Source organism: Flavobacterium riviphilum, from assembly GCF_055231795.1.
The window spans coordinates 1-24,901 of sequence record NZ_JBUYSY010000010.1 but is presented as its reverse complement, the minus strand read 5'-3'; the positions used below and the strand labels follow the sequence as shown (position 1 = coordinate 24,901).

Here is a 24,901-nt window from a genome sequence, read left to right as displayed (position 1 = left end):
ATGGCTAAAGAATCAATGAAAGCCCGTGAGGTGAAAAGAGAAAAAACGGTAGCGAAGTATGCTGAGAAAAGAAAAGCTTTGATAGAAGCTGGAGATTTCGTAGGTTTGCAAAAATTACCGAAAAATGCTTCTCCTGTTCGTTTGCATAATCGTTGCAAATTAACTGGTAGACCTAGAGGGTACATGCGTCAATTCGGTATTTCACGTGTTACATTCCGTGAAATGGCTAATATGGGATTGATACCAGGTGTTAAAAAGGCATCTTGGTAATAACAATATTCAGGCGTGAGTAATCACGTCTGTTTTTTCACATTTATAAACTGGTTTCAGGTTCGAATTATGAGTATTTTTCGAAAACCGTTACCGCAAATTAATACATATGTATACAGATCCAATTGCAGATTATTTGACGAGAGTTAGAAACGCTGTGGCTGCAAACCACAAAGTTGTTGAGATTCCTGCTTCTAATCTAAAAAAAGAAATAACTAAGATCTTATTTGATCAAGGTTACATCTTGAGTTACAAATTTGAGAACAACACCGTTCAGGGTTCTATCAAAATCGCTTTGAAGTACGATAAAGTTACTAAAGAGCCAGTAATTAAAGATATCCAAAGAATTAGTAAACCAGGTTTGCGTAAATACGCAGGTGCTTCGAAATTGCCTAGAATCCTTAATGGATTAGGAATTGCTATTGTTTCTACATCAAAAGGTTTGATGACTGGAAAACAAGCTAAGCAATTGAATGTTGGAGGAGAAGTTATTTGTTACGTATACTAATTTTAAAGACTAAAATAAGATGTCAAGAATAGGTAAAAGTCCAATTGTAATACCTGCCGGGGTAACTGTAGAAGTGAAAGACGGTGTTATTACTGTAAAAGGAAAAAATGGTCAACTTACACAGGAATATGCAGATGTTACTGTAACAGTTGAAGACGGTCAAGTTGTGGTAGAAAGATCATCTGATCACAAATCTCACAGAGCAAAACACGGTTTATACCGTTCATTAATCAATAACATGATTGTTGGTGTAAGCGAAGGATTTACTAAGTCTTTAGAGTTGGTTGGAGTTGGTTATAGAGCTTCAAACCAAGGACAAAAATTAGATTTAGCCTTAGGTTTTTCTCATAATATTATTTTAGATATTGCTCCTGAGGTTACTTTGGAAACAATTTCTGAAAAAGGAAAAAACCCAATTGTGAAGTTAACTTCTTATGATAAACAACTTTTAGGACAAGTTGCTGCTAAGATTAGAGGTTTCCGTAAACCAGAGCCTTACAAAGGTAAAGGGGTTAAGTTTGTAGGTGAAGTATTAAGAAGAAAAGCAGGTAAATCAGCTTAAAAAATAAGATTATGTCATTAACAAAACCTGAAAGAAGACAGAGAATTAGATTCAGAATTAGAAAAGTTATTAGTGGTACTGCTGCTAATCCTAGACTATCTGTATTTAGAAGTAATAAAGAGATTTACGCTCAATTAATTGATGATGTAAATGGTGTTACTTTGTTAGCTGCCTCTTCAAGAGAAAAAGAAATAGGAAAAGGTACGAATGTAGAAGTTGCTGCTGCAGTTGGTAAATTAGTTGCAGAGAAAGCTTTGAAAGCTGGTATTGAAAAAGTAACATTCGATAGAGGAGGTTATTTATATCATGGTCGTATTAAATCATTAGCAGAAGGCGCAAGAGCGGCTGGGCTTAAATTCTAATATAGTATGTCTAATAAATATAAGAATATAGAGTTAGTAAAACCAAGTGGTCTTGAATTAAAAGATCGTTTGGTGAGTGTAAACCGTGTTACTAAAGTTACTAAAGGAGGAAGAGCTTTCGGTTTTTCTGCAATTGTAGTAGTTGGTGATGAAAACGGAGTTGTAGGTCACGGATTAGGAAAATCAAAAGATGTTTCTGAAGCTATTGCTAAAGCAGTAGAAGATGCTAAAAAGAATTTAGTTAGAATTCCTTTGAATGGACAATCTGTTCCTCACGAACAAAAAGGTAAATTTGGTGGTGCAAGAGTATTTTTAATTCCTGCTTCTCATGGTACAGGAGTTATTGCTGGTGGTGCTGTACGTTCAGTACTTGAATCAGTAGGTATTCACGATGTATTGTCAAAATCTCAAGGATCATCAAATCCTCATAACGTAGTAAAAGCAACTTTTGATGCTTTATTGCAAATGAGAAGCGCTCATACTGTTGCAAGACAAAGAGGAGTTTCTTTAGAGAAAGTTTTTAAAGGTTAATTTAAAGAAATTATGGCTAAATTATTAGTAAAACAAGTACGTAGCAAAATCAACTGTCCGCTTACTCAAAAAAGAGGATTAGAAGCTTTAGGTTTACGTAAAATGGGACAAGTGGTAGAGCATGATGCAAATCCTGCAATACTTGGAATGATTAATAAAGTTAAACACTTAGTTTCTGTTGAAGAAATTAAATAACAAATACTGTTATGAATTTAAGTAATTTACAACCAGCTGAAGGGTCTACGCACAATCAAAATAAAAGAGTAGGTAGAGGAGAAGGTTCTGGAAAAGGTGGTACTGCTGCAAGAGGACACAAAGGAGCTAAATCTCGTTCTGGTTATTCTAAAAAGATTGGTTTTGAAGGAGGGCAAATGCCACTTCAAAGACGTGTACCTAAGTTTGGTTTCAAAAACATCAATCGTAAAGAATACGAAGGAGTTAATTTAGATACACTTCAATTATTGGTAGATAATGGAATTGTTACAGATACTGTTGATATGACAGTTTTTGTTGCTAATCGTTTGGCTACTAAGAATGAAATCGTTAAGATTTTAGGAAGAGGCGAATTAAAAGCGAAATTAAAGGTATCTGCTCACAAATTTACTGCAACAGCAAAAGCGGCTATTGAAGCTGCTGGTGGTGAAGCTGTAACATTATAATTTTTCAATAAGTATGAAGAAATTTTTTGAATCATTAAGTAATGTTTGGAAGATTGAGGAACTAAAAAATAGAATCCTTATTACATTAGGTTTACTATTAGTTTATCGTTTTGGTGCACACGTTACATTGCCTGGTATTGATGCAACTCAATTGACAGGTTTGGCTGGTCAAACAAAAGAAGGTATCGGATCGATATTGGATATGTTTACTGGTGGAGCTTTTTCAAAAGCATCAGTTTTTGCCTTAGGTATTATGCCCTACATTTCTGCTTCTATTGTAGTTCAATTGATGGGGATTGCAATACCTTATCTTCAAAAACTGCAAAGTGATGGAGAAAGTGGCCGAAAAAAAATCAATCAGATTACACGTTGGTTAACTATTGGTATTACTTTGGTGCAAGGACCAACTTATATCTACAATCTTTACAGAACATTACCTAGTAATGCCTTTTTGTTAGGTTTTAATTCTTTTGAATTCTTATTTTCTTCAGTTGTTATTTTAGTAACAGGTACAATCTTTGCGATGTGGTTGGGTGAAAAAATCACTGACAAAGGTATTGGAAATGGGATATCACTATTAATTATGGTAGGTATCTTGGCAAGATTGCCGCAATCATTTATTCAGGAATTTACAACAAGAGTAACTAATAATAACGGTGGACCAATGCTGTTGGTTGTAGAAATTATCGTATGGTTGTTAGTTATTATTTCTTGTGTATTGTTAGTTATGGCTGTTCGCAAAATTCCAGTACAATATGCTAGACGTACTGCTTCTGGGGATTTTGAACAAGATGCAATGGGTGGAAATAGACAATGGATTCCGTTGAAGTTAAATGCTTCTGGTGTTATGCCAATCATTTTTGCTCAAGCAATAATGTTTATTCCTGCAGCTGTAGCTGGTTTGTCTAAATCAGAAACATCACAATCAATCGTTAGTACGTTTAGTGATATTTTTGGTTTTTGGTATAATTTTGTGTTTGCTAGCTTAATAGTTATTTTTACATTCTTTTATACGGCTATTACAGTTCCAACTAACAAAATGTCTGATGATTTGAAACGAAGCGGAGGCTTTATTCCTGGTGTTAGACCAGGGGCAGAAACCTCTGACTATCTTGATAAAGTGATGTCATTAATTACTTTCCCAGGATCTTTATTTCTTGCTTTAATTGCTGTGTTCCCAGCGATTGTAGTAAGTCTTATGGATGTACAACAATCATGGGCTATGTTCTTTGGTGGCACTTCTTTAATTATTATGGTGGGTGTTGCAATCGACACTATGCAACAGATAAACTCTTATTTGTTGAACAAACACTATGATGGTTTGATGAAAAGTGGTAAAAATAGAAAAGCAGTAGCTTAATTTTATGGCAAAACAATCAGCAATAGAACAAGACGGATCAATAATTGAAGCATTGTCAAATGCTATGTTCCGTGTAGAATTAGAAAATGGACATGTTGTAATTGCTCATATTTCTGGTAAAATGCGAATGCATTATATCAAATTATTACCTGGTGATAAAGTGAAATTAGAAATGAGTCCTTACGATTTGTCAAAAGCAAGAATTACTTATAGATATTAAAGATATTCAAAATGAAAGTAAGAGCATCAGTTAAAAAAAGAAGCGCCGAGTGCATTATTGTGCGTAGAAAAGGCAGATTATACGTAATCAACAAAAAGAATCCTAGATTTAAACAAAGACAAGGATAATTATGGCAAGAATAGCAGGGGTAGATATCCCAAAAAACAAGAGAGGTGTTATAGCACTTACCTACATCTTCGGATTAGGAAAAAGTAGAGCAATTGAGATTTTAGAGAAAGCTCAAGTAAGTCAAGATAAAAAAGTTCAAGATTGGAACGATGATGAGATTGGAGCCATTCGTGAAGCAGTATCAGCTTATAAAATTGAAGGTGAATTGCGTTCAGAAGTTTCTTTAAACATCAAACGTTTAATGGATATTGGATGTTACAGAGGTATCCGTCATAGATCTGGTCTTCCATTAAGAGGACAAAGAACTAAAAATAACTCTAGAACTAGAAAAGGTAAAAGAAAAACTGTTGCTAACAAGAAAAAAGCAACTAAATAATAAGTAATATGGCTAAAGCAACTGCAAAAAAACGTAAAGTTATCGTTGAATCAACGGGAGAAGCTCATATTTCTGCTACCTTCAATAACATCATCATTTCTTTGACTAACAAAAAAGGTGAAGTTATTTCTTGGTCTTCAGCTGGTAAAATGGGATTTAGAGGTTCTAAAAAGAACACTCCTTATGCCGCTCAAATGGCAGCAGAAGATTGTAGCAAAGTGGCTCTTGAAGCTGGTTTAAAAAAGGTAAAAGTGTATGTAAAAGGACCAGGTAACGGACGTGAGTCTGCTATTCGTTCTATACACAATGGTGGAATTGAAGTTACTGAAATTATTGATGTTACTCCAATGCCTCACAACGGATGTCGTCCTCCAAAAAGACGTAGAGTATAATACTCGAATTTAATTATAGTATAAACTAGATAGATTTTAGATTATCGAAGGATACGACCTGAATTCATAATCTCTATCTTAAATTTTTTAAAAATGGCAAGATATACTGGTCCAAGTACAAGAATCGCACGTAAATTTGGCGAAGCTATTTTCGGTGACGATAAAGCATTCGAAAAAAGAAATTATCCTCCTGGACAACACGGGATGGCTAAAAAAAGAGGTAAAAAATCTGAATATGCTGTTCAATTAATGGAAAAGCAAAAAGCTAAATATTCTTACGGAATTTTAGAAAAACAATTCAGAAATTTATATGAAAAAGCATCAGCTACTAAAGGTGTTACTGGTGAGGTTTTATTACAATTGTGTGAGTCTAGATTAGACAACGTAGTGTACAGAATGGGTATTGCTCCTTCTCGTAGAGGTGCACGTCAAATCGTTTCACACAGACACATTACTGTAAATGGTGAGGTAGTAAACATTCCTTCTTACCAATTAAAAGCTGGTGATAAAGTTGCAGTTCGCGAAAAATCTAAATCTTTAGAGGCAATCGAACGTTCTTTGTCAAATTCAAGTCATGTTTATGAATGGATTACTTGGAATAATGATTTAAAAGAAGGTACTTTTGTTTCTGTACCGGCTAGACTTCAAATTCCTGAAAATATTAAAGAGCAATTAATCGTAGAGTTGTACAACAAATAATAATTGACTTAGTCGAAATTTATGGCAATATTTAATTTTCAGAAGCCCGATAAAGTTATCATGATCGATTCAACCGATTTTGAAGGTAAATTTGAATTTAGACCTTTAGAACCAGGTTATGGATTGACTGTTGGTAATGCACTTAGAAGAGTTATGCTTTCAGCACTTGAAGGTTATGCAATTACATCTGTTCGTATCGAAGGTGTGGATCATGAATTTTCTACTATATCCGGTGTTGTTGAAGATGTTACCGAAATTATCTTAAATCTTAAACAAGTACGTTTTAAACGTCAAATTGAAGATATCGATAATGAATCAGTAAGTATTACTGTTTCTGGTAAAGATCAACTAACTGCTGGTGATTTTCAAAAGTTTATCTCAGGTTTTCAAGTGTTAAACCCTGAATTGGTTATCTGTAATTTAGATAGCAAAATCAAGTTAAACTTGGATATCACTATTGAAAAAGGTAGAGGTTATGTTCCTGCTGAAGAGAACAAAAAACAGAACGCACCAATTGGTACAATTTTTACAGATTCTATTTTTACTCCTGTAAAAAATGTAAAATATGCCATTGAAAACTTCCGTGTTGAACAAAAAACAGATTATGAAAAATTAGTTTTTGAAATTAAAACTGATGGATCTATTAATCCAAAAGATGCTCTTACTGAAGCTGCGAAAGTTTTAATTCACCATTTCATGTTGTTTTCAGATGAAAGAATTACACTAGAGGCTGATGAAATTGCACAAACAGAATCATATGATGAAGAATCATTACATATGAGACAATTGCTTAAAACTAAGCTTGTTGATATGGATTTGTCTGTTAGAGCATTAAATTGTTTAAAAGCGGCTGAAGTGGATACTCTTGGTGATTTAGTATCTTTCAATAAAAATGACTTAATGAAGTTCCGTAATTTTGGTAAAAAGTCTTTAACTGAACTAGATGAATTGGTTGCAGTTAAAAACTTAACCTTCGGAATGGATTTAACAAAATATAAACTAGATAAAGAATAATCTAATCCCTTCGTAGATAGGATTGAATTCATAAAGCAATGAGACACGGAAAAAAAAATAACCACTTAAGTAGACAGTCTTCTCATAGAAAATCTATGTTGGCTAATATGGCTTGTTCTCTAATTGAGCACAAACGTATTAACACTACTGTTGCTAAAGCAAAAGCGTTGAAACAATTTGTTGAGCCGCTTATAACAAAATCTAAAACAGATACGACTCATAATCGTCGTATCGTTTTCTCTTATTTAAGAAGCAAATACGCTGTAACAGATTTGTTCAGAGATGTTGCTGCTAAAGTTGGAGACCGTCCAGGTGGATACACTCGTATTATTAAAGTTGGAAATCGTTTAGGAGATAATGCTGATATGGCAATGATCGAATTAGTAGATTTTAACGAACTTTACAACGGAGGTAAAAAAGAAGTTAAAAAAGCAAAAAGCCGTCGTGGTGGAAAAGCTAAGAAAGCAGATGCTACTGTTGAAGCACCTGAATCGCCAGCTGAACCAACTGCTGCTGCAGAATAATTATGATATAATTGTTCAAAATATAAAAAAGGATAAGCTATTTATAGTTTATCCTTTTTTTTTGATTACTAAATACCATTTTAATATAAAGGAGAATTGTTTTGTTTCGCTTAGCTTTCGCCTTAACTTTGCAAAAAAAAATATATAACTACATTATGAAATATACAACTAGACAACAAGCTTTACTTTTACTGAGTGATGGAACTATTTTTTACGGTAAATCTATTGGTTTAAGTGGTCTTGCCTTTGGAGAAGTTTGTTTTAATACCGGTATGACAGGATACCAAGAAATTTTTACTGACCCATCTTATTATGGGCAACTAATGGTGGCAACTAACGCTCATATTGGTAATTATGGTGTTAATGATAAAGAAGTAGAATCTAATGGTATTAAAATTTCAGGTTTAATTTGCAAAAATTTTAGCTTTAATTATTCAAGACCTGATGCAACCGAAAGTTTAGAAGATTATTTTAAGAATCATAATTTAATTGCAATTTCAGATGTTGACACAAGAGCTCTTGTAAGTTATATTAGAGATCATGGTGCTATGAATGCTGTTATTTGTACTGATGGTACTCCTATTGAAGAATTAAAAACTAAATTGGCAGGTATACCAGATATGAAAGGTTTGGAATTAGCATCTAAAGTTTCTACTCGTGAACCTTATTTCTTTGGAAATGAAAAGGCAAAATATAAAATATCGGCTCTAGATTTAGGAATTAAAACCAATATACTTCGCAATTTGGCGAATAGAGATTGTTACATCAAAGTTTTTCCTTACGATGCTACTTTTGAAGATTTGGCCTCTTTTCAGCCCGATGGTTATTTCTTGTCTAATGGCCCTGGTGATCCTGATCCGTTAGAAAGCGCAATTGAAGTGGCAAAACAAATTATCGCTATTGATAAGCCTTTGTTTGGTATTTGCTTAGGTCATCAAGTTATTGCCTTAGCTAACGGTGTTTCAACCTATAAAATGTTTAATGGACACCGCGGAATTAATCATCCTGTAACAAACTTATTGACAGGGAAAGGGGAAATTACTTCTCAAAATCATGGTTTTGCCGTAAATAGAGAAGAATTAGAAAATCACTCAGAACTTGAAATTACTCATTTGCATTTAAATGATGGTACTGTAGCGGGTATGCAAATGAAAAATAAAAATTGTTTCTCGGTACAATATCATCCTGAGGCAAGTCCTGGACCACATGATTCTTCTTATTTGTTTGACCAATTTATTGCGAATATTGAGAAGTCAAAAATCTAAAACGTTATCGTTAATAAATTGTAGAATATACTGTCTTTTGGCCTTATTTTATTCATTTAATTTACGTAAATTTGAATATTATATAAATTAATAACATTAAATTTAAAAATAATGAGTATTATTGTTAAAATTTTCGCAAGACAAATTTTTGATTCTAGAGGTAATCCAACAGTTGAAGTGGATGTAGTTACTGAGAATGGAATTATTGGTAGAGCTGCTGTTCCTTCTGGAGCATCAACTGGTGAGCATGAAGCTGTTGAATTAAGAGATGGTGGTAAAGCTTTCATGGGTAAAGGTGTTTTGACTGCAGTAAATAATGTCAATACTATTATAGCAGAAGAATTAGTTGGGGTTTCAGTATTTGAGCAAAATAAAATTGATCAAATGATGATTGATTTAGATGGTACTCCAAATAAATCTAAACTAGGTGCTAATGCTATTTTAGGAGTTTCTTTAGCTGCTGCGAAAGCTGCTGCAAATGAATTAGGCATGCCTTTGTATCGTTATGTAGGTGGAGTGTCTGCTAATACGTTGCCTTTGCCAATGATGAATATCATCAATGGTGGCTCTCACTCTGATGCACCGATTGCTTTTCAAGAATTTATGATTATGCCTGTTAAGGCTACTTCATTTACTCATGCTTTGCAAATGGGTACTGAAATTTTCCACCACTTGAAAAAAGTTTTACACGATAGAGGTCTTTCTACAGCAGTTGGAGATGAAGGTGGTTTTGCTCCAAATTTAGCAGGTGGAACTGAGGATGCTCTTGATACTATCAAAAAAGCGGTAGAATCAGCTGGATATACTTTCGGAGATGAAGTTATGATCGCTTTAGATTGTGCTGCTTCTGAATTTTATGTAGATGGTAAATACGATTATACTAAGTTCGAAGGTCCAACAGGTAAAGTAAGAACTTCTGAAGAGCAAGCTGAATATTTAGCTGAATTGTCTGCAAAATACCCAATCATTTCTATCGAAGATGGTATGTATGAAAATGACTGGGACGGATGGAAGTTGTTGACTGAAAAAATTGGGGATCGTGTTCAATTAGTAGGTGATGACTTGTTTGTTACTAATGTAGAACGTTTGTCTACAGGTATCGAAAAAGGTATTGCTAACTCTATTTTGATTAAAGTAAACCAAATTGGAACGTTAACAGAAACTATTGCTGCTGTTAACATGGCTAAAAATGCTGGTTATACTTCTGTAATGTCTCACCGTTCAGGAGAGACTGAAGATTATACTATCGCTGATTTAGCTGTAGCTTTGAACTGTGGTCAAATCAAAACAGGTTCAGCTTCACGTTCTGATCGTATGGCAAAATACAATCAATTGTTGCGTATTGAAGAAGAATTAGAAGCTACTGCTTTTTTTCCTGGTAAAAACGCTTTCAAAGTAAAATAAGGTAATAATTTTCTTATATAAAGCCATCTGAATTTTCAGATGGCTTTTTTTGTAAATATTTAACAAGTTGGCGCGTTATTTTGTTTTTTTATTTCCTTCTAAATTCACTAGATTTGGCGAATAAATTAACCTTATTTTAATAACCATAAATCAACATGTCAAAAATTGCAACCCTACAAGTTGATGGCAATACTTTTGAGTTTCCATTAATTGTTGGAACTGAAAACGAAGGAGCTATTGATATTAGCAAATTACGAGATCAATCAGGTATCATCACCTTGGATCCCGGGTATAAGAATTCGGGTTCTTGTAAAAGTGAAATTACTTTTTTAGATGGTGAATTGGGTATTCTTCGTTATAGAGGATATGCCATTGAAGAGCTTGCTGAAAAAGCTCATTTTTTGGAAGTATCCTATTTGATAATCTTTGGAGAGCTTCCAACAGCTGAAGAATTGCATCAATTTGAGAAAGACATTCACAAGCACACTTTGGTTAATGAGGAGATGAAAATTATCATTGATGGTTTTCCTAAAACCGCTCACCCAATGGGAGTGTTGTCTGCACTAACTAGTGCCCTTACCGCTTTTAACCCTAAATCTGTAAATGCAGATAATAAACATGACATGTATGAAGCGGTTTGTAAAACTATTGCTAAATTCTTAGTAATTGCTACCTGGACATACAGAAAAAGTATGGGATATCCTTTGAATTATTATGATAATCGTAAAGGATATGTGGAGAATTTCATGCGCCTAATGTTTGAATTGCCTACGGAGCCATATCAAATGGACCCTGTGGTAGTTAGTGCTTTGGATAAGTTGTTTATATTACATGCTGATCATGAACAAAATTGTTCTACTTCTACAGTAAGAATCGTAGGTTCGTCTCATGCGGGATTATTTGCCTCGATTTCAGCAGGTGTTTCTGCTTTATGGGGACCGTTGCATGGAGGTGCTAATCAAGCGGTACTTGAAATGCTTGAAGAAATTCATCAAGATGGTGGTAATACAGAGAAATACATTGCAAAAGCAAAAGATAAAAATGATCCATTCCGATTAATGGGATTTGGTCATAGGGTATATAAAAATTTTGACCCAAGAGCTAAAATTATTAAGAAAGCTGCCGATGACGTATTGGCTACTTTAGGGGTGCATGACCCTATTTTAGAAATTGCAAAAAAATTGGAAAAAGCCGCTTTAGAAGATGAATATTTCAAATCACGCAGTTTGTATCCAAATGTTGATTTTTATTCTGGAATTATTTACCGTGCTTTAGGTATTCCTACGGAAATGTTTACCGTTTTATTCGCCATTGGGCGTTTGCCAGGCTGGATTGCACAGTGGAAAGAAATGAGAGAAAACAAAGAACCAATTGGGCGTCCAAGACAAGTATATGTAGGACATCCTTTGCGGGAATTTAAAGAGTTAGAAAAGAGATATGTAAAATAGAGCCTAGAAAAGCTTCACATTTTGTGGAGCTTTTTTGGTTCAGTGAAATTGTTGTACAATGTTACATTTGAATGTAAAAAACGAAACTTCTCGTTTACGAAAAGTAATTTTAGGAATAGCCAATAGCAATGGGCCAACACCCACAGAAGAAGAAGCTTACGATCCTAAGTCTTTAGAGCATATTATAGCGGGCACTTACCCTCTTGAGAGTGATTTGATTCTTGAAATGGAAGCTTTTAAACAAGTTTTTGATAAATACAATGTTGAAGTGTTCCGACCAGAATTGATTCCAAATTACAATCAGATTTTCAGTAGAGATATCGGATTTGTCATAGATGATATTTTTATCAAGTCTAATATTTTACCAGATAGAGAACGGGAACTCGATGCGATTCAATATGTAATTGATCAAATGGATCCCTTAAAAGTGATACGTCCTCCTGAAGAAGTTCATATAGAAGGGGGTGATGTAATGTTGTGGAATGATTATATTTTTATTGGAACCTATAAAGGGAGTGATTATAAAGAATATATTACAGCAAGAACCAACATGCAGGGAGTGGATTTTATAAAACAACTTTTCCCGAATAAAATAGTCAAAGAATTTGATTTAGTAAAGTCCAAAATTGAAGCAAGAGACAATGCCTTGCATTTGGATTGTTGTTTTCAACCTGTAGGATTGGATAAAGGTATTATTTATAAAAGTGGGTTTAGAGAAGAATCGGACTATTTGTTTTTAGTACAACTTTTTGGAAAAGACAATTTGTTTCACATTACTAGAGACGAAATGTACCATATGAATTCAAACGTGTTTTCAATTGCACCTAATGTAGTGGTATCCGAGAGAAATTTTACCCGATTAAACAATTGGTTGCGCAGTCATGAATTTATAGTAGAAGAAATTCCTTATGCCGAAATTGCTAAGCAAGAAGGATTGTTGCGCTGCTCAACTTTACCACTATTGAGAGATTAATAATTTTGAAACTCATGAAGTTTCTTATGAAATACGATATATAATGAAACAAACTACAAATTCAATTTTGATGATTCGTCCAGTTGCTTTTAGGATGAATGAGCAAACGGCGGTTAATAATTACTATCAAAAAGTACTTGATGGGCTTTCACCTGAAACAGTAAATGCGAAAGCGCAAGAAGAGTTTGATGCATTTGTTCAAAAACTTCGCATGGTAGGTGTTAATGTAATAGTGGTGGAAGATACTTTGACGCCAGATACTCCTGATAGTATTTTTCCAAATAATTGGATTTCATTTCATGAAAATGGGGACGTGGTCCTCTATCCGATGTTTGCCGAAAACCGACGTTTAGAACGACGAGAAGATATCTTGGATCTGTTGGAAGATGAGGGTTTTGTAATCAATGAAATAATGGATTATACCGAGGCGGAGCAAGATGGGGTCTTTTTAGAAGGAACCGGTAGTTTATTGTTGGATCGTGCTAATGGGAAGGCCTATTGTGCACTTTCGCCTAGAGCAGATGAAGAATTGTTTATTGAGTTTTGCGAAGATTTTGATTTTGCTCCGGTAATTTTTGAAGCTTTTCAAACCGTGAACGGGGAGCGAAAATTAATTTATCACACCAATGTGATGATGTGTTTAGGTGAGACATTTGCCGTGCTTTGTGCGGATGCTATCGACGATAAAAAAGAACGCAAAATGGTCATCGATAGTTTAAAAAATGATGATAAAGAAGTGATTCTTATCTCTGAGGATCAAGTAAATAATTTTGCTGGAAACATGCTAGAAGTTAAAGGAGCCGATGACAGAAGGTACTTGGTGATGAGTGCTTCGGCTCATCAATCATTGACTAAAAAGCAAATAGAAAAGCTAGAAGAGCATGTTACTATATTAAGCTCGAGTTTGGATACTATAGAAGCCTGCGGAGGAGGAAGTGCCCGATGTATGATGGCCGAAATATTCCTGCCAAGAGCATAGTTTGTATACACATAAAAGTCAGCCCAAAAAGCTGACTTTTATTTTTAAAAATTGGCTTTAATGATATTGATTAAAGCACTCACAATATATTGTATGCCGATAGCAATTACCATAAATCCGATGATTCTTGATATGGCCACAATTCCAGATGCTCCCAAGATTCTTGACAAGTAATGGGCGCTTTTTAAAATTCCAAAAATAGTAATGGCAATGGCCAATATAGCGAAACACGAAATAATAATTTCGTGCATTTGTTGGTGCTCTTGGTAAAATGCAATTAACAACGAAATGGATCCTGGACCTGCTAGCATTGGAATAGCCAAGGGGGTTAAGGCAATATCATTTCTATTCTGTGCATCGTGTTCTACTTTTTTGTTGATGCCTCGCTTTTTGGAAATTTTCCCAGACAAAAGAGAAAAACCAGAGTTCAAAATAACCAACCCTCCTGCAATTCGAAGAGCATCTATGCTAATTCCGAAAAAGGTTAAAACGTATTGACCTACAAAAAAAGAAACTATCAAAATGATGAAAACATTAATAGAGGTCCATAAAGAGATTCGATTGCGCTCTTTTTGAGAGTCATTATGCGTAAGGCCGACAAATATTGGGACGGTACCAATAGGATTGAGTACAGAAAATAAAGCGGCAAATAAATAGATGAATAATTCCATAGTGAGTAATTTTTACAAAACTACAATTTTTGAAAAGAGGAATGGTTTGTCTTAGGTTATTTTATTGTTTTCTCTTCATTGTCAGATCTGATATGGCTAGGGGACTATTGCCCGGTTTTTTTAATTACTTTTGTGCATTACAATACATAATTCATGTCAAAAAATAAAAAAACCTTAGTTTTAGGAGCTACTACAAATACAGAACGCTATGCTTATAAAGCGATAAGTTTGTTGGTGGCCAACAATCATCCTGTAATTGCGATTGGTCAAAAGTCAGGAGAAGTGGCCGGAGTGAAAATCCAAACCAAAGCAATACCTGTGAAAAATATTGATACAATTACCTTGTATTTGAACCCAAAACGCCAAAGGGAGTATTACAATTACATAATTGAATCGCAACCCAAGCGGGTTATATTCAATCCGGGTACTGAAAATCCGGAATTCTACCAATTGTTAAAAAGCAACGGTATTCCAATAGAAGAAGCCTGTACATTGGTACTATTAACGACCCATCAATATTAATTCCGACACTCTTTTGATATTACCTGTCGATGTCCATTTGTAGCTATTGCTATCAAGATTGTTTCCACTAAAATAGAAAGCGGAGAGTAGTTCAGGCAAAGCTTATGATACTATTGATGATTCTTTGTTTTTGATTCTACTTGACCTTATGTAAGTTTTCAATAAGCCGATTTAATAAAGCAATGAAACAAGACCGAATTTTTTTATCAGAACCACATCCAAGCGGAACTGAGCAAGTCTATATAAACCAAGCATTCCAAAAAAATGCCGTTACTTCTGGAGGGGCAGAGGTGCGTTTTTTTGAAAGACAATTAGAGGGATATTTACAAGAAAAAGTTTGGGTCAGTGCCACAAATTCAGGAACTTCAGCTATACATTTGGGATTGATGATTTTAGGTGTTCAGACCGGTGACGAAGTTTTATGCCAATCTTTTACGTTTTCGGCTACTGTAAATCCAATTTTGTATTTAGGGGCGAAACCAATTTTTATTGATAGCGAACCAGAGACTTGGAATATGTGCCCGGAAGCCTTAGAAGTCGCGATAGTCCAGCGATTAAAAATTGGAAAAAAACCCAAAGCTATTGTGGTGGTCGATGTGTATGGAATGCCTTTTCAAGCTGATAAAATTAATGCGATAGCTTCAAAATATAATATTCCGATTTTAGAAGATAGTGCCGAAGCATTAGGAAGTAGCTACAAAGGCAGGCCTTGTGGAACATTAGGGGCGCTTGGAGTTTATTCGTTTAATGGGAATAAAATAATAACAACTTCTAGTGGGGGCGCTTTGGTGGTAAAAGATAAAAATGAAAAGGAAAAAGTCGATTTTTTAGCCACTCAGGCAAGAGAGAAAGCTTCACATTATTTGCATAAAGAAATAGGTTACAATTACGCCATGAGTACCGTAGCAGCGGCCATAGGAAGAGGGCAATTAGAAGTGATTAATCAACGTATAGCAGCAAGGCGAGCGAATCATCTTTTTTATCAAAACCTTCTGGAAAATTTTGTAGGTATTGAAGTCTTCTCAGTGTCTTCAGATGCGTTTTTTTCAACCTATTGGTTAACTACAATTCTCATTGATCCCGTAAAGACCAATGGTTTGTGTCCGGAAGATTTTCGTTTATGGTTAGAAACGTACAATATTGAATCGAGGCCGTTGTGGAAACCCATGCATTGTCAACCTGTTTTTGAGCAGTATCCTTATTATGGTTCAACTGTATCCGAAACCTTGTTTAAAACGGGACTTTGTTTGCCTTCCAGTTCAAGTCTTTCAGAAGCTGATAAGGAAAGAATTCGAGAAGCAATTTTTTCTTTGCAATCAAAAATAAAAGGACAAATTAAATCCGATAATCAACATCTTTAAGGCCAGTTTGGTGTTAAAAACACCTATTGGTTTTGTTTTAAAATGTATTTTTGCCGTTATGGAATTTTCATCTAAACTATTGGAAAAAGCAGTAGCCGAAATGGCGCAATTGCCTGGCATCGGAAAACGTACGGCTTTGCGTTTGGTTTTGCATCTGTTAAAACAACCTGCAGATCAAACCCGCTTTTTGACAGAGGCGTTACAAAGCATGCGCAACGAAATTCAATTTTGTTCCAACTGTCATAACATTTCAGATACGAGTGTGTGTCAAATATGTGCCAATACTTCTCGAAATCATGAAGTTATTTGTGTAGTAGAAGATGTACGGGATGTTATGGCCATCGAAAATACCGGTCAGTTCAAAGGTGTGTATCATGTTCTGGGTGGTAAAATTTCTCCTATCGATGGTATTGGACCGAGTCAATTAACTATTGCATCATTGGTAGAAAAAGTGAATAATGGCGGAGTGAAAGAACTTATTTTTGCCTTAAGCTCTACTATGGAAGGCGATACGACCAATTTTTATATCTACAAACAAATTCAAAATACTCCAGTTATTTGTTCAACTATCGCTCGTGGTATAGCGGTGGGCGATGAGCTAGAGTATGCTGATGAAATTACCTTAGGTCGAAGTATTCTTCAGAGGGTGCCTTTAGAATCTTCGTTTAGATCATCAGGCTCCAATTAATTTTTTTAGAGTTGAATCTATTGTCAATGATAAAGTATATTTGTAATAAATTAAAACCTATGAACAAAACGATTTTCTTTTGGATGGTCCTCACAAGTTTGTTATTTGGAGCTTGCATTCCAGCAAAAGATATAACGTATTTACAACAAAAAGAATCCGAATCGCCAGAAAAAGCAATAACCCCAGTGGTGGCCAGACCCTATCGTTTGCAAACCAATGATGTGTTGAGCATAAATCTTAAAGCTATTGATCCTAAGTTGGTGGCTATATTTAATGTTAGTTCAGGCGAAAATAGTACTCAAATGCAAAACTCTGAGAGTGGATTGTATTTTAATGGATATCGTGTGGATGACCATGGAAACATTCGGATTCCGATTTTAGGAGAAATCAATGTCCTAGGCTATACCCTTGAAGAAGTACGTTTAAAAATTGAAAAACAATTATTGGAAGAGTATTTTAATAAAGAAGCTAATCTTTTTGTTAATGTGAAATTGTCTGGATTTCGTTATACCATAAATGGCGAAGTCGGAAGTACCGGCACCAAAACGTTGTTTCAAGAAAATGTTACAATTATGGAGGCCATTGCCAATGCAGGAGATATTACTTTGGTGGGCAACCGCAAAGAAGTTACCATCATGCGAAAAACACCCACAGGGGTAGAAATGCATGATTTGGATTTAACCGATCGAAAGGTAATTCATTCGCCCTATTACTATTTGCAGCCCAATGATTATATTTATGTAAAACCACTAAAGCAAAAATCATGGGGAACAGGAAAAACCGGAATCGAATCGTTGGGAACGTTTATCACCATTCTTTCTTTGGTAACCACCACTTTACTTTTGTTAAAAAATTAACCCCCTTTCATTCAAATGCTTGACCTAAAAGATTTTTCCATTTTTGAAGAGCAATCTCACTTCGATTTCAAAGGTTTGTTGTTGAAAATAGTAGGCTATTGGAAGTGGTTCCTTCTTAGTTTAGCCATAGCTTTTTTTATCGCCTATCAAGTGAATATACGTAAAGAAAAAATCTATGAAATGGAAACTTTAATTTCGGTAAAAGAAGAAAGTAATCCATTGTTTACTTCAAATACGAGCCTTACTTTCAATTGGGGAGGAGTTTCCGACGAAGTGCAAAATATCACCACAACCTTACAATCGCGGTCTCACAACGAATTGGTAGTGGAAAAGTTGCAATATTATATTGATTATTTGGTGCAAGGGGAATACAATTTAGTGGATGCTTATGGTGCCGTCCCTTTTCATCTAACCATTGATAAAACGCAAGGACAACTTTTAGGAACATTAATCAAAATAAAGTTCATCACCGAATCAGTATACGAAATCAGTATTCCTTTTGAAGCCCAATCGGTACCAATTGTTCGTTATACTGATAATACTCAGTCCACAACGGCAGTTGCTCAAGGAGAATTTAAAAAACAATTTCGTGTAGGAGAACCGGTTCGTTTGCCTTTTTTGAATTGGCGTTTACAGATAAATGATAATCCAGGATTTTATAAAGGCAATGAATATTACGTAAGGTTCAATGATTTTAACGGGGCGGTTTCCGCCTACAAGGGCATAGGAGTTCGTGCCGATGACAAAGGTGGTTCTATTTTAACCTTAAGTCTTCAAGGGACCAACAAAGCACGTTTGGTGGATTATTTAAATGCCACAGTAAAAATGCTCATCAAAAGGCAATTGGATAGTAAGAACCAATTTGCAACCAATACCATTGCATTTATTGATAGTACTTTGGTGGCTATGGAGGCCCAATTAAAAGAAACTGGAAATGAATTGAAATCCTTTAGACGTGATAAAAACATTATTGATATCGAAGATGGAGGAGTCAAATATTCGGATAAAATCGTGCAATATGACGTGAAAAGAGATGAGATTACCCGAAAATTAGTGTACTACAATTCCTTAAAATCTTACTTAAATACCAATACGGATTATGCAAAATTACCTGCGCCATCGGTTGCAGGAATTGAAGACCCTAATATTGTGGTCAACGTTTCTAAACTCATTGCTTTATCTACGCAACGTTCAGAAATGGCTTATGCCGTGAAAAGTGAAAAGATTTTTAAGGATTTTGACAATCAAATGGACGCGGTAAAAAATGTTTTGTTGGAAAATATTACCACAGCAAAGCAAGCTTTACAATATGATTTGGCTACGGTGAACAGTAAAATTGGGGCATCTGAAAGCGCTATTAAAAAACTGCCGGAAGACCAGCAAGAACTTATTAAAATCAAGCGCAAATATGATTTGAGCGATAACATCTATAATACCTTTCTTCAAAAACGTAGCGAAGCGGATATTGTAAAAGCAGCCAATCTGTCGGATATTCATTTTATTGATCCGGCCAAAGATGTTGGAGGAGGGTTAATTGGTCCTAAGACTTCGGTAAATTATGTGTTGGCCCTTTTTCTTGGAATATTGATTCCGTTGACTCTCATTTTGATTTTGTTTTTCGTGAATAATGCCATTCAAAATACGGACGATGTAAATAATTTGACTAAAATTCCTTTGATTGGAGTGGTGGGCATTAATACCGATAAATCCGAATTGGCAGTGTATAACAAACCTAAATCGGCCTTGTCAGAATCTTTCAGAGCCATTCGTTCTTCTTTGCAATTTTTATACAAAAAGCAAAGAGTTGAAGGCGCCAAGACTTTAATGATTACCTCTTCGGTTAGTGGCGAAGGGAAAACATTTTGCTCAATCAATATTGCCACTGTATTTGCATTAAGTGGAAAGAAAACAGTTATTGTTGGTCTTGATTTAAGAAAACCCAAACTATACGAAGAATTTAATCTCCAAAATGATGTTGGAGTAGTAAATTATTTGATACATCAAAATTCGTTGAATCAAATAATTAAATCGACTGCTATACCCAATTTGGATGTGATTTTCTCGGGACCAATTCCTCCAAATCCTGGAGAATTAATAGTTAGCGATGCGATGGGAGAAATGATGTCGGAATTAAAACAACAATACGACTACATTATTTTGGATACTTCTCCTGTAGGTTTGGTTTCGGATGCCTTAGAATTAGATCAGTTTTGTGATGTAACCTTGTATGTGGTACGTCAAAATTATTCAAAGAAAGACATGATTACCTTGCTCAATAACCGCGTCAAAAGAGAGGAATTGCATAATGTAAGTATCATCTTGAATGGTTTTGAAAACAAAGTAAAATATGGTGCTAAGTATGGTTATGGTTTTGGGTACGGTTACGGAAACAATGCCTATGCCGAGGGCTACCATGACCAAGAAACGTCAAAGAACCGTCTTTCAAAAGTGTGGGATTGGTTGATAAAAGAAAGAAAAGGATAATGAAAAAAACAATACTAATTACTGGAGGAGCTGGTTTTATTGGGTCTAATTTGACCGAATATTTTTTAAGCAAAGGGTACAAGGTGGTGGTGTTGGATAATTTTTCAACAGGGCATCATCATAATTTGTTGGAGGTCAAAGAGCATCCGGATTTTCTATTGATAGAAGGTGATATCCGAAATCTTGAGGATTGTACCCAAGCAGTACAAGGAGCCGATTTTGTGCTGCATCAAGCAGCTTTGGGTTCGGTGCCGCGTTCTATCAATGATCCTCTAACTACCAACGAAGTGAATGTAACGGGATTTCTAAACATGTTGATGGCTGCTCGTGAGGCAAATGTAAAGCGTTTTGTGTATGCGGCGAGTTCTTCTACCTATGGCGATTCTCAAGGGTTGCCCAAGGTGGAGGAGGTAATTGGGAAGCCTTTGTCTCCTTATGCCATTACCAAATATGTTAATGAATTGTATGCTGAAATTTTTGGAAAAACGTATGGAATGGAAACCATAGGGTTGCGCTATTTTAATGTTTTTGGCCGTAGGCAAGATCCTAACGGAGCCTATGCAGCGGTCATTCCAAAATTTGTAAAACAATTAATGCAGTTAGAAAGCCCTCAAATTAATGGGGATGGTCAGTATTCTCGTGATTTTACTTACATTGATAATGTGATTCAAATGAACGAATTGGCCATGACCACTCAAAATCCAGAGGCAATCAACACGGTTTTTAATACGGCTTTTGGCGATAGAAATACCCTGAATGATTTGGTAGGCTATTTGAAAACGTATTTAAGCGACTTCGATGCTAGGATCAAAGACGTGGCCATCGTTTATGGACCTAATCGTGCAGGAGATATTCCACATTCGCTAGCGAGTATAGATAAAGCCAAAAAGATTTTGGGGTATGATCCTCAATATTCTTTGCAAAAGGGCTTGCAGGAAGCGGTAGCATGGTATTGGGAGCATCTTGGTGAGGAGTAAGCCCTTCGACTGTGCTCAGGGTGACGGTGTAAAGTGAAAAGTGAGCCCTTCGACTGCGCTCAGGGTGACGGTGAAAAGTGAAGAGTGAGCCCTTCGACTGCGCTCAGGGTGACGGTGAAAAGTGAAGAGTGAGAAGTGAAAAAAAATGAATAAATGAATAGTGTTATGAAGATTACAAAAATATGTTGCATTGGCGCTGGTTATGTTGGAGGGCCTACCATGGCGGTAATTGCGCAAAAATGCCCACAGATACAAGTGACAGTAGTTGATTTGAATGAAGCACGTATTGCAGCTTGGAATGATGCCGATGTGAATAATATTCCCATTTATGAGCCAGGTTTAGCTCAGGTAGTGCAGGAAGCTAGAGGGCGCAATTTGTTTTTTTCTACGGATGTAGAAAAAGCCATAGACGAAGCGCAAATGATTTTTATTTCGGTAAATACGCCTACTAAAACCTATGGAAAAGGAAAAGGCATGGCGGCTGATTTAAAGTATATTGAATTGTGCGCCCGTCAAATTGCTAAAGTGGCCAAGGACAATAAAATTGTGGTAGAAAAATCGACACTACCCGTGCGAACTGCCGAAGCCATAAAAAGTATACTAGATAACACAGGTAATGGAGTACAATTCCAAATTTTATCCAATCCCGAATTTTTAGCTGAGGGTACTGCTATTAGCGATTTGTTTTTTCCAGACCGTATTCTCATTGGAGGGGATACGTCTCCCGAAGGGCAACAAGCAATTGCTTCTTTGGTCGACGTTTATGCCAATTGGGTTTCGCCCGAAAAAATATTGACGACTAATGTTTGGTCCTCGGAGTTGTCCAAATTAACGGCTAATGCTTTTTTGGCACAACGCATTTCCTCTATTAATGCTATGTCGGAATTGTGTGAAAAAACAGGTGCCGATGTCAACGAAGTAGCTAAAGCCATCGGTATGGACAGCCGAATAGGACCCAAGTTTTTGAAAGCTTCTGTTGGTTTTGGGGGGTCTTGTTTTCAAAAAGACATTTTGAATTTGGTGTACATTGCCAAATCGTATGGCCTGGACGAAGTAGCCGATTATTGGGAGCAAGTGATTATCATGAACGACCATCAAAAAAGAAGGTTTTCCAATAAAATTGTTCAAACCCTATACAATACGGTTGCCGATAAAAAAATTGCTTTTTTAGGCTGGGCTTTTAAGAAAGACACCAATGATACACGTGAATCGGCAGCCATTTATGTGGCCGATGATTTGATCAACGAAGAAGCCAATCTTGCGGTATATGATCCAAAAGTACCGTTCTATAAGGTTGTTGCCGATTTGAATTACCTTGACTCTCGTGCTGCTGAAAAAAATGAGCAACACCTTACTGCTGCCCAAACGGCATACGAAGCTTGTCAAGGAGCTCATGCCATTGCGATTCTTACGGAATGGGATGAATTTACTACCTATGATTGGCAAGCCATTTACGAAGGGATGCAAAAACCCGCTTTTGTATTTGATGGGCGCAATATATTAGATGCACAAAAAATGCAAGAGATTGGTTTTGTGTATCATGGTATTGGGGCTTAAGGGGTTTTCGGTTCTCTATTCTGAGTTGTCGGATCTCGTAAAGGGTTTAAAAGTTTGATTGATTTTAACTTTTAAACCCTTTTTTCGTTTTTAAACAATATTGCGCTAGCGCGAGCATCTTGCTCGTGCCGACAAAGTGTTTACTAGTGTGAACTTTTTTAATCCTTTGTTTTTTAATAATTGTGATTCTTTTTCATACATTTTTAATTCCAAATCCCTTTTGGAAGGCCTCACCAAATTTAGTGATTTTGATGGGGTATCTATGTTTTAACAGTTAGTTGAATCTTTTGTTTTCAGGGGTTTAGCTTTTGGCGTAATAAACTCCTTTCGGAGCCTGCACGTTCAAGCGTAAAGCACTTGATTTAATTGGTTATATTTGCAATTCATTATTTTGAAAGCTTGTTTTTTTAGTAGGTTTTACGCTAAGAAAAAACAAATTGAATTTAATTTATTGCCAATTGAAAACGAATACAAAAATTGCCATAATTGGCCTAGGGTATGTAGGATTGCCTTTGGCTAGACTTTTTGCTACCCAATATCCCGTTGTAGGGTTTGATATTAATACACAACGCATCGCCGAATTGCAATCGGGTACCGACAGTACGTTAGAAGTCGATGATGCCGTGTTGCAATCCGTTTTATGTGATGATTGGTCCACGGCCTCCAAGGGCTTGTTGTGTACGTCAGACCTAAATGCGATAAGCGATTGTAACTACTATATTGTAACTGTACCCACTCCTGTAGATAAAAACAACCGGCCCGACCTAACACCGCTTTACAAAGCCAGTGAAACGGTAGGGCAAGTGCTGAAAAAAGGCGATGTGGTTATTTATGAATCTACCGTGTATCCTGGGGTAACCGAGGAAGAATGTGTACCCGTTTTGGAAAAGGTTTCGGGTTTGCAATTCAACGTCGATTTTTTTGCGGGATACTCACCTGAGCGCATCAATCCTGGCGATAAAGAACATACCGTAGAGAAAATTCTAAAAATCACCTCTGGTTCTACCCCTGAAATTGGGGAAAAGGTAAATGCCTTATACCAATCGGTTATCGTAGCGGGTACCCATTTGGCACCTTCTATCAAAGTAGCCGAAGCAGCCAAAGTAATCGAAAATTCCCAACGTGATATTAATATTGCTTTTGTCAACGAATTGGCTAAGATTTTTAATTTGTTACACATCGATACCAGTGAAGTGCTTAAGGCGGCAGGGACCAAATGGAATTTCTTACCCTTCAAGCCTGGATTGGTTGGAGGACATTGCATAGGAGTAGATCCTTATTATTTGGCACAAAAGGCTCAGGAGAAAGGCTATCATCCCGAAATCATTTTGGCGGGTCGCCGCTTGAATGACAGTATGGGAGAGTATGTGGCGTCACAAGTAGTGAAATTGATGATCAAGAAAGGAGTAGTCATCAACGGCGCGCAATTGTTGTTGTTGGGGATTACCTTCAAAGAAAACTGTCCCGATGTACGCAATACCAAAATTGTGGATGTGGTACGTGCTTTGGTTGACTATGGCATACAAGTAACGATTTATGATCCATGGGCCAATCCAGCCGAAGTGGCACATGAATACGGATTGACCACCCTGAATCAATTGCCTGAAACGACTTTTGATGCGCTTGTTTTGGGCGTGGCACACCAAGAATTTTTAAATTTGGACTATGCTAAATTGAGAAAAGACACCAGTGTGTTGTATGATGTAAAAGGTGTGTTGCCAATTCCAGTGGATGGGAAGTTGTAGTCAGTTGTGAGTTGTCGGTTGTGAGTTAAGAGTGTTCTGGGAAGTTTTCGTTTTACCCCGGCCCTAAAGGGAGCCGAAAACAAGAGCTCTCGACCGTACTTAGACACCGCTCAGGATAAACTACTCGAGGAGACAAAAGGGGGGTCTGTTGTCTGTTGTCGGTTATGAGATATGAGTGGTTTTGGGAAGTTTTCGTTTTACCCCGGCCCTAAAGGGAGCCGAAAACAAGACGTTTCGACTGTACTTCGATATCGCTCAGTAGCAACTACTCGAGGAGACAAAAGGGGGGTCTGTTGTCTGTTGTCGGTTATGAGATATGAGTGGTTTTGGGAAGTTTTCGTTTTACCCCGGCCCTAAAGGGAGC

29 protein-coding genes are annotated in these 24,901 nt (G+C 36.2%); 28 read left to right on the top strand and 1 reads right to left on the bottom strand.

Features of this window, described 5'->3' with window-relative positions; genetic code table 11:
• The 20 genes from rpsN to ctlX all read left to right on the top strand — a co-directional run bounded on the left by rpsN (position 1) and on the right by ctlX (position 13,675).
• On the top strand, positions 1-270 hold the full coding sequence (gene rpsN, locus ACZIX2_RS10000; protein WP_463339951.1) for a 30S ribosomal protein S14: 270 nt from the start codon (positions 1-3) through the stop codon (positions 268-270).
• Between the two features lie 109 nt (positions 271-379).
• Positions 380-778, top strand: a complete 399-nt coding sequence (gene rpsH / locus ACZIX2_RS09995) for a 30S ribosomal protein S8 (RefSeq protein ID WP_064716177.1) — start codon at positions 380-382, stop codon at positions 776-778.
• Between the two features lie 19 nt (positions 779-797).
• On the top strand, positions 798-1,340 hold the full coding sequence (rplF, locus tag ACZIX2_RS09990; protein WP_463339950.1) for a 50S ribosomal protein L6: 543 nt from the start codon (positions 798-800) through the stop codon (positions 1,338-1,340).
• Positions 1,341-1,351: 11 nt separating this feature from the next.
• Entirely contained in the window at positions 1,352-1,702 is a 351-nt protein-coding gene (gene rplR, locus ACZIX2_RS09985; RefSeq protein WP_463339949.1) for a 50S ribosomal protein L18, read from the top strand.
• A gap of 6 nt (positions 1,703-1,708) precedes the next feature.
• Positions 1,709-2,233, top strand: a complete 525-nt coding sequence (rpsE, locus tag ACZIX2_RS09980; RefSeq protein ID WP_064716174.1) for a 30S ribosomal protein S5 — start codon at positions 1,709-1,711, stop codon at positions 2,231-2,233.
• 12 nt (positions 2,234-2,245) lie between these two features.
• Complete coding sequence (gene rpmD, locus ACZIX2_RS09975) at positions 2,246-2,428, top strand: 50S ribosomal protein L30 (RefSeq protein ID WP_463339948.1); 183 nt, start codon at positions 2,246-2,248, stop codon at positions 2,426-2,428.
• Between the two features lie 11 nt (positions 2,429-2,439).
• The gene (gene rplO / locus ACZIX2_RS09970) at positions 2,440-2,892 is read left to right on the top strand and encodes a 50S ribosomal protein L15 (RefSeq protein ID WP_463339947.1); all 453 of its coding nucleotides are present in this window, start codon (positions 2,440-2,442) and stop codon (positions 2,890-2,892) included.
• 13 nt (positions 2,893-2,905) lie between these two features.
• Positions 2,906-4,252, top strand: coding sequence for a preprotein translocase subunit SecY (gene secY, locus ACZIX2_RS09965; RefSeq protein ID WP_463339946.1), 1,347 nt, complete (start codon positions 2,906-2,908; stop codon positions 4,250-4,252).
• 4 nt (positions 4,253-4,256) lie between these two features.
• Positions 4,257-4,472, top strand: coding sequence for a translation initiation factor IF-1 (infA, locus tag ACZIX2_RS09960; protein ID WP_026714631.1), 216 nt, complete (start codon positions 4,257-4,259; stop codon positions 4,470-4,472).
• Between the two features lie 11 nt (positions 4,473-4,483).
• On the top strand, positions 4,484-4,600 hold the full coding sequence (gene ykgO / locus ACZIX2_RS09955; RefSeq protein ID WP_002987490.1) for a type B 50S ribosomal protein L36: 117 nt from the start codon (positions 4,484-4,486) through the stop codon (positions 4,598-4,600).
• Between the two features lie 2 nt (positions 4,601-4,602).
• A complete protein-coding gene (gene rpsM, locus ACZIX2_RS09950; RefSeq protein ID WP_066329345.1) occupies positions 4,603-4,977 on the top strand; it encodes a 30S ribosomal protein S13 in 375 nt (124 codons plus the stop codon).
• Positions 4,978-4,985: 8 nt separating this feature from the next.
• Positions 4,986-5,369, top strand: coding sequence for a 30S ribosomal protein S11 (rpsK, locus tag ACZIX2_RS09945; RefSeq protein WP_007803677.1), 384 nt, complete (start codon positions 4,986-4,988; stop codon positions 5,367-5,369).
• 93 nt (positions 5,370-5,462) lie between these two features.
• Entirely contained in the window at positions 5,463-6,068 is a 606-nt protein-coding gene (rpsD, locus tag ACZIX2_RS09940; RefSeq protein ID WP_463339945.1) for a 30S ribosomal protein S4, read from the top strand.
• A 21-nt stretch (positions 6,069-6,089) separates the two neighbouring features.
• Positions 6,090-7,082 carry a DNA-directed RNA polymerase subunit alpha gene (locus ACZIX2_RS09935; protein WP_463339944.1) on the top strand — a complete coding sequence of 331 codons (993 nt, stop codon included), beginning with the start codon at positions 6,090-6,092 and terminating at the stop codon, positions 7,080-7,082.
• Positions 7,083-7,120: 38 nt separating this feature from the next.
• Positions 7,121-7,606, top strand: a complete 486-nt coding sequence (rplQ, locus tag ACZIX2_RS09930) for a 50S ribosomal protein L17 (protein ID WP_463339943.1) — start codon at positions 7,121-7,123, stop codon at positions 7,604-7,606.
• Positions 7,607-7,761: 155 nt separating this feature from the next.
• Complete coding sequence (gene carA / locus ACZIX2_RS09925) at positions 7,762-8,871, top strand: glutamine-hydrolyzing carbamoyl-phosphate synthase small subunit (protein ID WP_463339942.1); 1,110 nt, start codon at positions 7,762-7,764, stop codon at positions 8,869-8,871.
• Positions 8,872-8,982: 111 nt separating this feature from the next.
• A complete protein-coding gene (eno, locus tag ACZIX2_RS09920) occupies positions 8,983-10,275 on the top strand; it encodes a phosphopyruvate hydratase (RefSeq protein WP_463339941.1) in 1,293 nt (430 codons plus the stop codon).
• Positions 10,276-10,430: 155 nt separating this feature from the next.
• A complete protein-coding gene (locus ACZIX2_RS09915; protein WP_463339940.1) occupies positions 10,431-11,723 on the top strand; it encodes a citrate synthase in 1,293 nt (430 codons plus the stop codon).
• A 58-nt stretch (positions 11,724-11,781) separates the two neighbouring features.
• Positions 11,782-12,696, top strand: coding sequence for a dimethylarginine dimethylaminohydrolase family protein (locus tag ACZIX2_RS09910; protein ID WP_463339939.1), 915 nt, complete (start codon positions 11,782-11,784; stop codon positions 12,694-12,696).
• A 43-nt stretch (positions 12,697-12,739) separates the two neighbouring features.
• Positions 12,740-13,675: a citrulline utilization hydrolase CtlX gene (ctlX, locus tag ACZIX2_RS09905; RefSeq protein ID WP_463339938.1), complete on the top strand. Its 936-nt coding sequence runs from the start codon at positions 12,740-12,742 to the stop codon at positions 13,673-13,675.
• Between the two features lie 44 nt (positions 13,676-13,719).
• On the opposite strand, the gene ACZIX2_RS09900 is transcribed toward ctlX, so the two are convergent.
• Positions 13,720-14,346: a MarC family NAAT transporter gene (locus ACZIX2_RS09900; protein ID WP_463339937.1), complete on the bottom strand. Its 627-nt coding sequence runs from the start codon at positions 14,344-14,346 to the stop codon at positions 13,720-13,722.
• A gap of 153 nt (positions 14,347-14,499) precedes the next feature.
• Here ACZIX2_RS09900 and ACZIX2_RS09895 point away from each other — a divergent pair, with 153 nt between their 5' ends.
• From ACZIX2_RS09895 to ACZIX2_RS09860, 8 genes are all read left to right on the top strand, one after another.
• A complete protein-coding gene (locus ACZIX2_RS09895) occupies positions 14,500-14,868 on the top strand; it encodes a CoA-binding protein (protein WP_463339936.1) in 369 nt (122 codons plus the stop codon).
• Positions 14,869-15,050: 182 nt separating this feature from the next.
• Positions 15,051-16,229: a DegT/DnrJ/EryC1/StrS family aminotransferase gene (locus ACZIX2_RS09890; protein ID WP_463339935.1), complete on the top strand. Its 1,179-nt coding sequence runs from the start codon at positions 15,051-15,053 to the stop codon at positions 16,227-16,229.
• A gap of 58 nt (positions 16,230-16,287) precedes the next feature.
• The gene (recR, locus tag ACZIX2_RS09885; protein WP_463339934.1) at positions 16,288-16,917 is read left to right on the top strand and encodes a recombination mediator RecR; all 630 of its coding nucleotides are present in this window, start codon (positions 16,288-16,290) and stop codon (positions 16,915-16,917) included.
• Between the two features lie 59 nt (positions 16,918-16,976).
• A complete protein-coding gene (locus tag ACZIX2_RS09880) occupies positions 16,977-17,774 on the top strand; it encodes a polysaccharide biosynthesis/export family protein (RefSeq protein WP_463339933.1) in 798 nt (265 codons plus the stop codon).
• 15 nt (positions 17,775-17,789) lie between these two features.
• Entirely contained in the window at positions 17,790-20,258 is a 2,469-nt protein-coding gene (locus ACZIX2_RS09875; RefSeq protein ID WP_463339932.1) for a polysaccharide biosynthesis tyrosine autokinase, read from the top strand.
• A complete protein-coding gene (locus tag ACZIX2_RS09870; protein ID WP_463339931.1) occupies positions 20,258-21,235 on the top strand; it encodes an SDR family oxidoreductase in 978 nt (325 codons plus the stop codon). Before ACZIX2_RS09875 ends, ACZIX2_RS09870 begins: the two co-directional genes overlap by 1 nt.
• Before the next feature lie 165 nt (positions 21,236-21,400).
• Positions 21,401-22,792 (top strand): UDP-glucose 6-dehydrogenase, encoded by a 1,392-nt coding sequence (locus ACZIX2_RS09865; RefSeq protein ID WP_463339930.1) that lies wholly within the window; start codon positions 21,401-21,403, stop codon positions 22,790-22,792.
• A 458-nt stretch (positions 22,793-23,250) separates the two neighbouring features.
• Entirely contained in the window at positions 23,251-24,537 is a 1,287-nt protein-coding gene (locus ACZIX2_RS09860; protein WP_463339929.1) for a nucleotide sugar dehydrogenase, read from the top strand.
• Positions 24,538-24,901: the final 364 nt, after the last annotated feature.